Here is a 15033-nt window from a genome sequence, read left to right on the forward strand (position 1 = left end):
ATTCGTTATGACCATCACGACAGTCGGTATAGATCTTGCTAAAAATGTGTTCGCTGTTCACGGTGTTGACCAGAATGGCAAAACCGTTCTGATTAAATCCAGAGTAACCCGCACCGCTCTTCCCGGGCTGATTGCTGGTTTGCCGCCCTGTGTTATCGGAATGGAGGCCTGTTCCGGAGCTCATTACTGGGCAAGACTGTTCCGGCAGTATGGTCATGAGCCCCGTCTGATGGCCGCGAAATTTGTATCGCCTTACCGCATGGCCGGTAAATCAGGGAAAAATGATGCAGCTGATGCTCAGGCTATCTGCGAAGCAGTCTGCCGACCACATATGCGGTTTGTGCCAGTTAAGGATGAAAGCCAGCAGGCGATGCAGTGCCTGCATCGCACTCGTCAGGGATTTATCGAAGAGAAAACAGCAACGTATAATCGTCTGCGAGGATTGATATCTGAATTCGGTGTCATCGCGCCACAAAGTACGGATGCATTGCGACACATGGTGTCTGCACAGAAGAATTCTTTACCACTTCAGGTTCAGCAATGTGTTGATGATTTGCTGGAGCACGTTGCTCGCATCGAAGCCAACATAGCTGAATATGACCGAATTTTGTCCCGAATGGCCAAAACAGATCATCGCAGTCAGCAGCTGATGGAACTGAAAGGCGTTGGCCCCACAACGGCCTGTGCGCTGGTCGCCAGCATCGGTAATGCACATGATTTTAAGAATGGGCGCCAGCTGGCAGCCTGGCTGGGTCTTACGCCATCGCAGTACAGCAGCGGCGGAAAGTCGAAACTTGGCAGGATAACGAAAGCTGGTAATTCGTATCTGAGAACACTTCTGGTTCAGGGTGCCCGCTCGGTACTGATCGGGGCAGAGAAAAGGACTGATTCATTCAGTCGTTGGGTCTGCTCACTGGTCGAACGCAGAGGATACTGGCGCGCTGTTGTTGCCATCGCTGCCAAAAATGCAAGACTATGCTGGGCATCATTGCATTACGGTGATGATTTCAGGCTGTACTCAGCCGGTTAAAGCACAAAGCAGCAGCTTAACCATCTGACCTGCAACTCGTTGATGATAAAGGGTTAGACCCCGTGAGGTATATCTGATTATTGTACAGGATATTCGTATCCGCTTAACGAACAAGAGCCTCACGCGCGTCTTTCATCATGGCCCGAATCGATGACGATTCATCATGGCCGTTTATAGTACCGCAGTCTCTTCCCTTTATTTTTACTGTAGTGCAGACAGAAACCATAAAAACCGGCGTTGACATGCCGGGGAAGCCCTTATAGTACAAAAATTTCCGATCTCCAAACTGACCCCAACTTAGGGTTGTACGCCGGAACCCCAGATTTTCCGCAACCAGTAACGGCGGGTATTGTCACGTAAACGACAGGTTGGGTGACAATGATTAAAACGACGGTTCTAATGCTGAAATCTGTCAAATAACCCGTCATTTATTCAGCGTCATGCAAATCAGATGTTTTTTTGCTTTAGTGACGGAATTTTCTGGGGTTCCGGCGTAGAACCCCAACTTCATTATTTTTTCCCAGGTTCGTACCTGGAAACGATCCAAATTATGACCACTGTAAAAACCGCAGTTGTTCCCCATGCAGAGTCCGGCCAAAATGTAACAGCCAGACAACCAAACGTAATAACTGATACACCGATTACCAGGAGGCTAAAGAAAAAGCGAATTTGCCATTTCATCCATTTTCTTAAGAAACTCATCTTATTATCCGCATAATTGCTTCTGCTATCGCTTCGTCTGAGGACAAGAGCCGTATTAATGCCGGGTTCCGGCCTATAATGGGTTCTACTAAGAAATACATCATTTCCATCTGTTCAGAGTACAGTGCATGATAATACATCCCGTTTTGCTGCTTAAGGCGGTTAGCAACACATCATATCAGCGATGATGTTTTTCCTCTTGTAGACCTCATATATGCACTTTATGAATCGTTGGTCTTCAGTTGATAGTTCTGTGCAGACATCCTTATACTTATCGAAAAGACATGAACTGTACCATGAAGCTCTTTCTACCCCAGAGCGCACATCTTCCAGAGTGCTCCCACTGTTTTGCTTAACGCCGTTTACTGCACGGTCAAGAGCTACGGCTGCACTCCTGTCTGTTTCTAACCTGGATTTAATTATCGAAGATATAGACATTGTCGGTTTTCCTTTTCCATGTTAAATATTGCATTAAATGTACTATATCATGAGGGATTTATTTTGAAAAAATGGATTTTATCTATCATCTCACTTGTCGTTTCCTTTGTTTTATTTGTTTTTGTTATCTTTGAATTTTCATTCCGCTTTTTGACTGCTGATAATGTTATTGCTTTTATGGGGAAGTTGGGATTTTTAGGGTTTAGAGTTTCATTTGATTCTTGGGTTATTTTTTTGATTTTATTGTCCATCTTGGGATCTTTGTTTGTTTCTGGTTTTGTTTTCTATAAACTTAATAAGGATAAGTAATGCGTTTTCTTTCGTCCTTTTTTAAGGAAATACTAGAGGATTTAACTGTCTACACAGTGATTATATTCCTTTTTATTTTTTACTATTTTGTTGTTCCCGATTTTTGGTTTTTATGTAGTTTGCTAACAATATTAATTGCCGGTGCTATTAAGGTTTATCGTGCACATAAGAAAAATAGTTTTAAAAATAATCGATAATTATCATTTCCAGGGAGGTTTGCAAAAATCTAAACAGGCCTTACCTGATGAAAACTAACGCAGTGGTGCTGTGGAACACGCTTTATATGCAGGAAGCCCTGAGCTGGATGCGCACTAATGGAGAAGAAACCGGGGATGAAAATATCGCCCGGTTATCTCCACTGATGCACGGGCATATCGATATGCTGGGGCATTATACGTTCACGCTACCGGAGGATATTTTGAAGGGAGAACTGAAAGCGTTAAATTTCAATTTAAACAATGAATTAGCTTCTTAGCGTACGTTTTCGTTCCATTGGTCCTCAAACCCCATAGAGCGCGATCATTTTGCGAATGGTCAGTTTCTCCCGCAGGATCCGAGGGCCAGACATATACAATACTCATCAATTAAGATGCATTTATAATACATCTTAAAATTACTCCGTTGCACCTCATTTTTCGGACGAGATCCAGCACCTGGCTCCTCTGAACGGCCACTAATAAACATCCCTCTGGTAGCGTTTTTCTCGTGCCAGTGCTGCCACCCAGTCGTTGGCCTCATCGGCGCACATACCGCCAAAAGTTTGCGCCACCTGCTTTAACGCCGTATCGACATCTTTCGCCATGTGGCTGGCATCGCCACAGACATAAAAACAGGCACCGTCGCACAGCCAGCGCCACAGCTCCGCCCCCTCTTCTACCATGCGATGCTGGACATAGATTTTTTCCGCCTGATCGCGGGAAAACGCCGTGCTCAAGCGGTGCAGAACGCCGTCGCGCTGCCAGGCTTCCAGTTCATCCTGATACCAGAAATCCGTCGCTGCATGCTGCTCGCCAAAGAATAACCAGTTGCGCCCTGCGGCAGCAGTGGCCTGTCGTTCCTGTAAGAAACCGCGAAACGGCGCGATACCGGTGCCCGCCCCCACCATAATCACCGCCGTTTGCGGGTTGGCAGGCAGACGGAAGTGTGGTGACGAGTGAATAAACACCGCCGCACTGGCCGCGCGATCAGCAAGAAACGTAGAGCAGACACCGCCACGCTGATTTCCTTCGCCATAACGCACCGTCGCGACCGTCAGCGCTACTTGCTGCGGTGAAACCTGCGGGCTGGAGGAGATAGAATAGAAGCGCGGCTGTAAACGGCGCAGCACTGACAACCACGCCTGTGCCGGGGCGCGAACCGGGGACATAAGCAGCAGATCGCTAAGCTGGTGTTTCCACAGCCACTGCGGCAGCGCGGTCGGGTTGTCGAGCACTGTCTTGAGCGCTGCGTTGCCGGTTTGTTCGCAGACAAACCGCATGATTTCCGGGGTGATGCGCGTGATATCAATCTCGTTGGTCAGCGCTTCACGCAGTGTCATTTCGCCCTTATCGCTTAGTTGCACTGGCGTTTGCGCGTCCAGCTCCAGCAGGCGCAGTACCTTATCAACCTGCTGTGGGCAGTTGATCGGCCAGACGCCGAGCGCATCGCCCGCTTCGTAGTGCATACCGCTACCTTGCAAATCAAAAACAAGCTGGCGGATCTCTTTTTGCGCCAGCGGCGCATTCAGCCGCTGGTTTACCACCAGCGGAACGGTTAACGGATGATGGCGGCTAAAGCCGGGTTTTTGTTGCGTTTCGCTGGCTTCCGCGCTTACTTCACCGAGCAGCGCGCGCTGCACCGCATTCAGCCACTGCTGCGCTGGCGCATTATCGCCTGCATCGCATTCATGACGCGCCACCAGCCGCTGTGCCCCCAGCGCTGCCAGTCGGGCATCAAGCTTACGGCCAAAGCCGCAAAACCGGTCGTAGCTGGCGTCGCCAAAGGCCAGCACGGAAAAAGCGGTACCGGTGAGTTCAGGCGCGCTGTCGCTGTCCAGTGCCGTCCATAGCGCCGCGCCGTTGTCCGGCGGATCGCCATCGCCAAAAGTACTGACAACCAATAACACATGCGAGGCAGCGGTAATATCAGTCACGCCGACGCTCTCCATCCCACGCAGTTTTACCGCCTGTCCGGCATCGAGAAAATGCCCGGCGCAGCGGCGGGCAAAGGCCTGCGCATTGCCAGTCATCGACGCCCACAGCACCAGCAGCACACCCGGCGTGGCTTGCGCTGTTACGGTGGTTTTTTCGCTCACCACCGGCTGCTGCACGCTGCGCGTCAGTGCGACGGCGGCATGTTTCAGTTCCGGTTGCAGTGAAATGGGATCGACGGCGTCGCTGGTCACCGCGTTGATCGCCAGCTTGTCGCCAAACAGATCATTCCAGTGAAACGGCGCAAAACAGTTGCCAGGGCTGACCCGATCGGTGATCACCGCAGGCAACGTCGCCAACCCGCGTCGGGAGCGAATATCCACAAGCTCGCCCGCACGGATATTAAGCCGTTCGGCATCCTGTGGTGCGATTTCAACAAACGGACCAGGGTTGAGCTGGTTGAGCATCGGGATCTTGCCGGTTTTCGTCAGAGTATGCCATTGGTGCTGGACGCGCCCGGTATTCAGCACCAACGGAAATTCGTCGTCCGGCATCTCCACTGGTGCCAGATCCGGGCGGGCGAAGAATTGTGCCTTGCCGCTGGCGGTGGCGAAACGCACCCGCGCCGTGGTGGAGTGCTGAAGATAACGAATCGGGTGGCGTTGCTCTGTGTCACCCGGCGGGCACGGCCATTGCAGCGGCATGTCACGCAGCCGCGCATGGCTGGCGCCGCGAATGTCATAGCCGGTATCCGGGTTATACGACTGGCGGATCTCGTCGAAGACGTCGGCGGCGCTGGTATAGGCAAATCCATTGGCATAACCCATTTCACAGGCCACGCGGGCAATAATTTGCCAGTCGGCCAGCGCCTCGCCCGGCGGCAAAACCACCTGCTGCATCAGCGTCATGGTGCGTTCAGAGTTGATCATTACTCCTTCGGCTTCCGCCCACAGTGCGCCCGGCAGCAAAATATCGGCATAGCGGTTGGTTTCGGTATCGAGAAACACATCCTGGGTGATCACCAGTTCCGCCTGTTGCAGCGCGGCAATCACCCTCTGGCGATTGGGCACCGTGGCAACTGGATTGGTGCAGATTATCCAGCAGGCTTTAATTTTCCCGGCGCGCATCTCGTCGAACATCGACACCGTGCCGTGGCCGCTGTCGCTGCGCAGTGAACCCGGCGGACGCTGCCAGAGCTGCTCGACAAAAGCCCTGTCTTTTTCCACCAGCAGCGAGCGCTGGCCTGGCAATCCGGCTCCCATATAGCCTACTTCGCGCCCGCCCATCGCGTTTGGCTGCCCGGTCAGCGAGAACGGACCGCTGCCGGGGCGGCAAATCGCCCCCGTCGCCAGATGCAGATTGCACAGCGCATTGGTACTCCATGTGCCGTGGGTGCTCTGGTTCAGCCCCATTGTCCAGCAACTCATCCACTCGGTGGCTTCGCCAATCCACTGCGCCGCCTGGCAAATGTCCGCCTCCGCAAGCCCGGTACGTTCAGCCACCTGCTGCGGTAAATAGTCCTGCAAGAAATCCGGCATCGCCTGCCAGCCTTCGGTGCAATGTTCAATAAACGCCTCGTCGATCTGGCCGTTCTGCACCAACAAGCCGAGTAAACCGTTCAGCAAAGCGAGGTCGGTGCCGGGTTTGATCTGTAAAAATAGCGAGGCTTTCTCCGCCGTGGCGGTACGGCGGGGATCGACGACAATCAGCTTTGCGCCTGCTTTGACCCTGTCCATCATGCGCAGGAACAGGATCGGGTGGCAGTCGGCCATGTTAGCGCCGATCACCAGAAAGAGATCGGCACGATCAAAATCGTCATAAGATCCTGGTGGCCCGTCAGCCCCCAGCGACAGTTTATAGCCGCTGGCGGCGCTGGCCATGCACAGGCGCGAATTGGACTCGATATGTTGCGTGCCGATAAACCCCTTTGCCAGCTTGTTCGCCAGATACTGCGCTTCCAGTGACATTTGCCCGGACACATACAGCGCCAGCGCATCAGGGCCGTGATTATCGATAATGGCGCGCAGCCGTTGGGCGGTTTGCGTGATGGCGCTGTCGATGCCGACCGGCACCGGCTCCTGCTGGCGCGACGTACGCAGCCATGCACGATCCAGCCTGCCCGCCGCAGTAATCGCCTGCGCGCAGCTTTTGCCTTTGGTGCATAAACGCCCCTGATTGGTGGGGTGCGTTTTATCCCCCACCACATTGATAATGCGCTGGTTTTCCACTTTCATAACCAGCCCGCAGCCTACCCCGCAATAAGGGCATACACTTTTTAGCTCCATTTTTGCCCCCGTTGCGGCTTATGACGCTTCGGCAATCGCCGGGAAAGTGCTCGCAGTCAGCGGCTGGCGATGAACCCAGATATGCCCGTCGATAATGTTGACCGGCCAGACCCGTACCCGCAGCGAGTCATCGTCGAGGCTAATGCCGTCACATAGCCGGAAACGCTGTTTGTAGAGCGGCGAAATCACGATTGGCTCGCCCTCTTTATCGCCGACCAAACCGCGCGCCAGCACATTGGCTTCGCTGCCCGGCTCGCGGTTATCCAGCGCAAAAATCTGCATGTCGCTGGCGGGCAGATGGAACAGTGCAATCTGCTGCTGCCCAAGGCGCGCGGCAACCCCGCTATTGGCCGGAATATCCGCCACCGCGCCAACATGAACCCATTCGGCTTCGGCATGCGGTAGCGTTGTCGCCTGCACGGGTTTTTCCTCGCTTCTGGCCGGGCGGATCTGCCCGCGCTCCGGCACCATCACCACCGCTTCATCCGGGCTCTCACTGTTGAGGAAGCCCCGGAACAACAGACGGTTTTCTGCACTATCCAGCGTGGTTTTCCATTCGCACTGGTAAGCGTCCACTACCTGTTGCATTTCACGCTCCAGCTCCGCGCCAATCTCCAGGCTGTCATGCAGGATCACTTGTTGTAAGTACGCAAGCCCACCTTCCATATTGTCGAGCCAGGTGCTGGTACGTTGCAGGCGATCGGCGGTGCGGATATAGAACATCAATACGCGGTCGATGGTGCGGATCAGCGCCTCGCTGTCGAGATCGCTGACGAACAAGTCCGCATGGCGCGGCTTCATGCCGCCATTGCCGCAAACATACAGATTCCAGCCTTTATCGGTAGCGATCACGCCAATGTCTTTGCCCTGCGCTTCAGCGCATTCGCGGGTACAACCAGAAACAGCCATTTTTATTTTGTGTGGCGAGCGCAGTCCCTTGTAGCGGTTCTCCAGTGTAATCGCCATGCCGGTGGAATCCTGTACGCCATAGCGGCACCAGGTGGAACCGACGCAGGATTTCACCGTGCGCAGGGATTTGCCGTACGCGTGGCCGGTTTCAAACCCGGCGGCGATTAGCGTCTCCCAGATAGCTGGCAGTTGCTCCAGCCGCGCGCCAAACAGATCCACCCGCTGGCCACCGGTGATTTTGGTGTAGAGGTTATAGCGCTGCGCCACTTCGCCAATGGCGATCAAGCCCTGCGGCGTGATTTCGCCTGCCGGAATACGTGGCACCACCGAATAAGTGCCATCTTTCTGGATATTGGCGAAGAAGCGGTCGTTGGTATCCTGCAACGGCAGATGCTGCGGTTTGAGTAGGTAATCATTCCAGCAGGAGGCCAGCAGGGAACCAACCAGCGGTTTGCACACTTCACAGCCGTGGCCTTTACCAAAGCGGCTAATCAGCTCATCGAAGCTGCGGATCTCGTGCAGGCGGATCAGGTGATAAAGCTCCTGGCGCGACCAGGCAAAATGCTCGCAGAGATCTTTTTTCACCTCGACGCCAAGCTGTTGCAGCTCGTACTCCATCACCTGTTTCAGCAACGGCACGCAGCCGCCGCAGCCGGTTCCGGCTTTGGTACAGCTTTTTATCGCCCCCAGTTCGGTGCAGCCGCTGGCGACCGCCGCGGCAATGTCGCCTTTACTGACGTTGTGGCAGGAGCAGATTTGCGCACTGGCTGCCAGCGCCGCCACACCAAGGCCTTTCGGCGCATCGCCGGAACGGGCGGGTAAAATCAGCGTTTCCGGCTGCGCAGGCAGCGCCATACCGTTGAGCATCATTTGTAGCAGCATGCTGTAATCGGCGCTGTCGCCAATCAATACCGCGCCGAGCAGCCGTTTGCCGTCGGCGGAAACGACAATTTTCTTGTAGATCTCACGCGGGCCATCGGTCCACTGATAACTCTGGCAGCCTTCCGTTTTACCGTGCGCATCGCCGAGCGATGCCACTTCAACACCGAGCAACTTCAGTTTGGTGCTCATGTCCGCGCCGGTAAACGGCGTGTTGCGCGCGGCCAGCGTGTCCGCCACGCTGCGCGCCATCTGGTAACCGGGCGCCACAAGGCCGAAAATTTGCCCGTTCCACAATGCGCACTCGCCAATGGCGAAAATAGACTCGTCGGAAGTGCGGCACTGGTCATCAATCACGATGCCACCACGCGGCCCTTTTTGCAGTTGTGCGCTCTCCGCCAGCTCATCGCGCGGGCGAATACCGGCCGAGAAGAGCAGCAGATCGGTTTCCAGCCAGCTACCGTCGGCAAAGCAGAGGCGATGCTGCGCCTGCTCGCCATCAACGATCTCCCGCGTCTCTTTACGGGTATGCACCTGCACGCCAAGTGCTTCAATCTTGCGTTGCAGCATCATTGCGCCGCCGTCATCAAGCTGTACCGCCATCAGGCGCGGAGCAAACTCTACAACGTGGGTTTCCAGCCCTAACTGACGCAGCGCGTTGGCCGCTTCCAGTCCCAGCAATCCGCCGCCGATCACCACGCCGCGTGTAGCCTTTTTCGCCTGCACGGCAATAGCGTCCAGATCGTCAAGAGTGCGGTAAACCAGGCAGCCAGGACGGTTATTGCCGCTGATCGGCGGTACGAAAGCGTAAGAACCGGTGGCGAGCACCAGCGTATCGTAATGCGTTTCTCCACCCTGTTCATCGCTCAAACAGCGACGTTCGCGATCGATAGCGACAATTTTACAGCCGCTGCGCAGGGTGATGCCGCTGTCGGCAAAAAAACAGTCACTGACCAGCGAGAGCGATTCGGCGCTGCGCCCGGCGAAGTATTCCGAGAGGTGGACACGGTCATAAGCGGGCAGACGCTCTTCGCCGAACACCACAATGTCGTAGTGCTGATGCAGCTCGCGTTCCACCAGTTGTTGCAGAAAATAGTGGCTGACCATGCCGTGCCCAATGACGGCTAAAACCGGCTTTTTCATCATCTGAATCCTTATCGAACGAGTGACAGAGACATCAGGCCGCTTTCGGCTGCTTCTCGTACAGAAATTGCAAAACCTGCTGGCGGTAGCGCTGATACTGTGCGTCATCGGCCAGCGCCACGCGCGAACGCGGATGTTCCAGCGCCACTTCCATAATTTCGCCGACCGTTGCCGCCGGGCCGTTGGTCATCATCATTACCCGATCGGAGAGCAGTACCGCTTCGTCGACGTCATGCGTGATCAGCACAATGGTGGTGCGCAGACGCTGCTGGATCTCCATCACCGCATCCTGCAAATGGGCGCGGGTTAAGGCGTCCAGCGCGCCAAAGGGTTCGTCCATCAGTAATACAGCGGGTTTCATCGCCAGCGCGCGGGCGATGCCGACGCGCTGCTTCATGCCACCGGAGATTTCGTGCGGGCGCTTGTCCCAGGCGTGGCTCATCTGTACCAGATCGAGGTTGTGCATGATCCACTCGTGCATTTCGGCTTTGCTCATTTCGCCGTGAAAAACCTGGCGAACGGCCAGCGCTACGTTGTCATAGGTGGTGAGCCACGGCAGCAGCGAGTGGTTCTGAAACACCACGCCGCGCTCCGGCCCTGGACCGTCGATTTCGCGGTTATTGCACAGCAGGCCACCGTTGGTCGGCCGCGTCAGACCGGCAATCAGGTTTAATAACGTTGATTTTCCACAACCGGAGTGGCCAATCAGGCTCAGGGTTTCACCGGCGTGGATATCAAAGCTGACACTATCCAGCGCGAGAAACTCGCCGCTGCTGGTGTTGAATCGCTGGCTGACCTGCTGAACCTGAATAATCGGATTGGTACGCATCGTGGCCTCCTTAGCGGCTGGTATAGTTAAAACGGCTGGCAATCCACATCAGCCCCTGCTCCAGCAGCAGGCCGATCACGCCAATCACCACGATGGCAATAATGATGTTTTGCACATTGAGGTTGTTCCATTCGTTCCAGATCCAGAAACCGATACCGATGCCGCCGGTCAGCATTTCTGCTGCCACAATCACCAGCCAGGCAATGCCAATGGATAAACGCATGCCGGTGAGAATGCCGGGCAGCGCGGCGGGCAGCAGAATTTTGCGCATAATGGCGAACTCCGAAAGCTTCAGTACCCGCGCTACGTTCAGGTAATCCTGCGGGATCTGTCGCACGCCTTCGGCGGTGTTGAGGATCATCGGCCAGATCGAGCAGATAAAAATCGTCCAGCTTGAGGCCGGTTCCGCGCGCTGAAACAGCAGCAAACCAATCGGCAGCCAGGCCAGCGGACTGACCGGACGCAACAGTGAGATCAGCGGGTTGAGCATGTTGGCGACAAAACGGAAACGGCCAATCAAAAAGCCCGCCGGAATGCCAACCAGCGCCGCGAGCCCAAAACCTACCGCCACGCGCTGCAACGAGGCCAGCACGTTCCAGCCAATGCCCTGATCGTTCGGCCCGGCGATATAAAACGGATCGGCAAAGATCGCCAGCGCCGCCTGCCAGGTTTGCCACGGTGTGGGAAAGTTTTTGCTGTTGAGCGCCGCCACCTGCCACAGGCAAATCAACAGGCCAATTCCGAGCAGCCCCGGCAGTACGCGCTGCATTAGCGGGCGTAACAGCGGTGAATGGCGTACTACCGGTTTAGTGGGCAGCGTTACAATTTCGGCTTCCACACGTGGCTGCGCCGTCTCTTCGCGGGGAATGGGGATAATTTGCGCCTGGTTTTTCATTAGCGACCTCCTATTTCTTTACGCTAAAGCCGCTGGCATAAGCAGCAGGGTTGCTACCATCCCAGCGAATGCCATCGATCAGGACGCTGCTGCGCATGTCGCTGTCCGGCAGCGGGACGTTGCCGACAGCGGCAGCAGCCTGTTTGTAGATGTCGATACGGTTAACCTTACGGGCGACACCGAGGTAATCCGGGTCGCTGGCGAGCAGCCCCCAGCGCTTATGCTGAGTGAGGAACCACATGCCGTCGGAGAGCCACGGATAGTTGACGGAGCCGTCGTGGAAGAAGCGCATCGCGTGTTCATCCTTCCAGCTTTTACCCAGGCCGTTTTCGTACTGCCCGAGCATGCGCCCGAGAATGGTTTCCTCTTTGGTGTTGAGGTAAGCGCGCTCGGCAATCACCTGCGCCGTTTCACGGCGGTTATCGTCGGAGGCGTCAATCCAGCGCGAAGCCTCAAGAATGGCAGCGGTCAGCGCGCGGGCGCTGTTGGGGTTTTTAGCTACCCAGTCTGCGCGGGTACCAAGCACTTTTTCCGGATGATCAGGCCAAATATCCTGCGTGGTGGCGGCAGTAAAACCGATGTCATCACTGATGGCGCGCTGGTTCCACGGTTCGCCCACGCAGTAGCCGACCATGTTGCCGATCTTCATGTTCATCACCATTTGCGGCGGTGGCACCACCACGCTGCGAATGTCGTTGAGCGGATTGATGCCCGCGCTGGCTAGCCAGTAGTTGAGCCACATGGCGTGCGTGCCGGTGGGAAAGGTCTGGGCAAAGGTGTAAGTGCCCGCCGGGCTGGCGGTGATATATTTTTGCAGCGAGGCTAAGTCGTTAACGCCCGCCTCGTGCAACTGGTTCGCCAGCGTGATCCCCTGCCCGTTCTGGTTGATGGTCATCAGCGCCGCCATCTCGGTTTGCGGCCCGGAAAGCCCCATTTGCAGGCCATAAAGCTGGCCGTAGAGAATGTGCGACGCGTTCAGTTCTCCGGAAACCAACTTGTCGCGTACGGCGGCCCAACTGGCTTCTTTGCTCGGCACAATGGTGATGCCATATTTTTTGTCGAAACCTTTAACGGCGGCCATTACCACCGAGGCGCAATCCGTCAGCGGGATAAAACCGACACGAATTTCAGTCAGTTCCGGCGCATCCGAGCCTGCGGCCCATGCGCGATTGATCCCCCCTGGCAGTAACAGGCTGCTGCCCAGCGCCGCGCTGCCCAGTAAAAACTGCCGACGGGAAACCGTCATACCTTTGTTGCCATCGCTCATTGCCACCCTCTTGCTCACCGTTGCGGATGCAAAAAAAAACGGCGTCCATAAGCCGGTGCAAAGCTGCACGCTTATGGACGCCGTTGTCCGGTTGACGCGGCACCGACCGCCGTTGGCCGATAGTGCGTCTATGTTAATTTCTCAATAAATAAAGCAAACGCTGTGCCAGAATAAGTGGTATCGCTTCAACAGGCGTAATTCCACACTTTGTGTAAAATTCACTCGTTTGCCGGGCGCGTTTTCGCACTGCCGGAGAGCATATTTCGCACCCCGGATGTGCAGCTACTCCTTAGGTGGTAGCGGGAAAACATCCGCGACCGCCAGCATCGCACCAGCTATCTCCACCAGCTTTTTGTTCTGATTCATCGCCATGCTGCGCAGGGTTTTATAGGCCTCTTCTTCACTGAGCTGGCGATGCTGCATCAGCAGGCTTTTGGCGCGCTCAATCTGTTTGCGTTCGTTGAGCGTTTCCCGCAGCGCCGCCAGTTCGGTATCCAGCGCCTGTAAGCGGCGAGACTGCTGCTGCACCAGCGTTAAGAGTGAACGCCCGAGCTGTGGGCGTACGCCGCCGCTCTCCAGCCAGCCATGATTGTCGATAAACACCGAATAGCGGCTCTCTTCTTCCGGCTGCGGCATCAGGCTTTCGATATCGGCCTGTTGTTGATGGCTGGCCTGTTCAGCGGCAGCAATGCGTGCGCGGCAGTGCGCCATCAGCGTCTCCGCCAGCGTATCTTCCTCCTGCTTCATTGCATCAATACGTTGAGTGGCGAGCGCAAACCAACGCAAACCGCTGTCCGCTGCAAATCCTTCGCGCCCGCTACAGGCAATGCGCCGCAGACGCTCAAACTGGCTGTCGGTCTGCACCTGTTGCCAGCGCAACCGGTGTTGCTCATCGGCAAAATCCGCAAAGGTGGCGAAGCAGCGCTCCTGGCGCTCAATCAGATCGAGTAACTTTTGCCGAGTTTCTTCGCTGAATTGACCGGCGGCAAAGGCGGCGGCGGCAATGGCCCGCTCTTGCCCGGCAAACTCCTTCCCCTGCATAAAACTGAACATGGCGATCAGCGCGCGCGAGATGTCCGGTTCGGCGGCGGTATCGGTGAGTTCAAACACCAGCGACAGCAAATGGCGAATGATGTCGTTAAAGAAGCTCATCGCCTGCGGCAGCGGCAGTTTGCGTTGGCGAATTTGCTGGCGCAGTGCGGGCAGCAGGCTGAGCGCGTAGATCACGCTGGCAACGTGGCTGAACAGGCGGCTGGCCTGCGGGCTGGCTGCAATCTGGCTCTCCAGCGTGTCGAGTTGCGCCAGCAACGGCGCCTGTGCCCCGGCAACATCGCGCTCGCGCAGGGAAAGCTCATCAGCAAACTGCCCTTCGCCCGCGCAAAGAAACATATTCGAGGTGCCGCGCTCGCGTTGCAGCATATGCACCAACTGGCTGATTTTGCCTACCAGTTCACCGCGTTGCAGCAGATAACGCAGGCTGTTCAGTTCACACTGGCGTGATGCCAGCAAAAAACGAATGGTGGTTGATGAGTTGGCAATCATGCGCGTGCTCCCCGGAAGTCATGCCGGATTAATGCAAGCAACGCGCCAGGACGGAAAGTACAGGTTATACGCTTGCCTGAACCATCGCTATAATCACCGCTTTCAGTTCATCTTTAGCTTGCGCTTCGGTTATTGCACCCTGTACCGCCGCCCATGACACCCCTTCCGCCGCGCCGAGCATGGCCCACAATGCCGCATCACGTAATGGTTGCGCGCAAAATGGCGCGAACAGTGCGCGGCACTTCTCAATGAAATCGGCGGCATATTCCCGGCGGATTTTCTCCAGCTCCGGCGTGCCCGCAAGCGCCGCCAGTACACTGGGCATTTCACGCCCTTGCAGCAGTACGCATTCGATATAGGCGGTGGCGATCACCGCCGCCCGTGGCGCCAGTTCAGCTTTGGCAGTGCGCAGTGCATCGTCCATTTTTTGGTTCTGCCGCTGATCGTATTCACGATACAACGCGGCCAGCAGGCCGGAGCGGCTGGTGAAATGGTCGTAAACCACGGGCTTGGTGACACCGGCGAGTTCAGCAAGATGGCTGAGTGTCAGCGCTTCCGTGCCTTTATCGTGAATGATTTGCCAGGCCACCGCCACCAGTTGGCTAAAACGTGCTTCCCGCGTGAGTCGCTGACGTGTACCAGTTGCGGTCATCCTCTTTCTCCGTTGACAAGGTTA

9 protein-coding genes and 1 pseudogene are annotated in these 15033 nt (G+C 55.8%); 3 read left to right on the forward strand and 7 right to left on the reverse strand.

Annotation, left to right across the window (positions count from 1 at the left end; genetic code table 11):
* Positions 1-7: 7 nt before the first annotated feature.
* From GA0061070_RS17415 to GA0061070_RS17435, 3 genes and pseudogenes are all read left to right on the forward strand, one after another.
* On the forward strand, positions 8-1030 hold the full coding sequence (locus tag GA0061070_RS17415) for an IS110-like element ISSm1 family transposase (protein WP_090137323.1): 1023 nt from the start codon (positions 8-10) through the stop codon (positions 1028-1030).
* 1203 nt (positions 1031-2233) lie between these two features.
* A complete protein-coding gene (locus GA0061070_RS17425) occupies positions 2234-2479 on the forward strand; it encodes a hypothetical protein (protein WP_244153163.1) in 246 nt (81 codons plus the stop codon).
* A 250-nt stretch (positions 2480-2729) separates the two neighbouring features.
* Positions 2730-2954: pseudogene (locus tag GA0061070_RS17435) on the forward strand (Tn3 family transposase); the annotation flags it as partial.
* A 198-nt stretch (positions 2955-3152) separates the two neighbouring features.
* On the opposite strand, the gene GA0061070_RS17440 reads toward GA0061070_RS17435, so the two are convergent.
* From GA0061070_RS17440 to GA0061070_RS17470, 7 genes are all read right to left on the reverse strand, one after another.
* Positions 3153-6893: a bifunctional nitrate reductase/sulfite reductase flavoprotein subunit alpha gene (locus tag GA0061070_RS17440; protein ID WP_090137290.1), complete on the reverse strand. Its 3741-nt coding sequence runs from the start codon at positions 6891-6893 to the stop codon at positions 3153-3155.
* 18 nt (positions 6894-6911) lie between these two features.
* Positions 6912-9824 (reverse strand): nitrite reductase large subunit NirB, encoded by a 2913-nt coding sequence (nirB, locus tag GA0061070_RS17445; RefSeq protein ID WP_090137291.1) that lies wholly within the window; start codon positions 9822-9824, stop codon positions 6912-6914.
* A 34-nt stretch (positions 9825-9858) separates the two neighbouring features.
* Positions 9859-10653 (reverse strand): ABC transporter ATP-binding protein, encoded by a 795-nt coding sequence (locus tag GA0061070_RS17450; protein ID WP_090137292.1) that lies wholly within the window; start codon positions 10651-10653, stop codon positions 9859-9861.
* A 10-nt stretch (positions 10654-10663) separates the two neighbouring features.
* Positions 10664-11548, reverse strand: a complete 885-nt coding sequence (ntrB, locus tag GA0061070_RS17455; RefSeq protein ID WP_090137293.1) for a nitrate ABC transporter permease — start codon at positions 11546-11548, stop codon at positions 10664-10666.
* A 10-nt stretch (positions 11549-11558) separates the two neighbouring features.
* Positions 11559-12815 carry a CmpA/NrtA family ABC transporter substrate-binding protein gene (locus GA0061070_RS17460; RefSeq protein WP_090137294.1) on the reverse strand — a complete coding sequence of 419 codons (1257 nt, stop codon included), beginning with the start codon at positions 12813-12815 and terminating at the stop codon, positions 11559-11561.
* Between the two features lie 282 nt (positions 12816-13097).
* Positions 13098-14357, reverse strand: coding sequence for a nitrate regulatory protein (locus tag GA0061070_RS17465; protein ID WP_090137295.1), 1260 nt, complete (start codon positions 14355-14357; stop codon positions 13098-13100).
* Between the two features lie 64 nt (positions 14358-14421).
* Positions 14422-15009, reverse strand: coding sequence for a TetR/AcrR family transcriptional regulator (locus tag GA0061070_RS17470; protein ID WP_090137296.1), 588 nt, complete (start codon positions 15007-15009; stop codon positions 14422-14424).
* Positions 15010-15033: the final 24 nt, after the last annotated feature.

It is taken from the genome of Kosakonia oryziphila (genome assembly GCF_900094795.1).
In the GTDB taxonomy this organism is placed as follows: Bacteria; Pseudomonadota; Gammaproteobacteria; order Enterobacterales; family Enterobacteriaceae; genus Kosakonia; species Kosakonia oryziphila.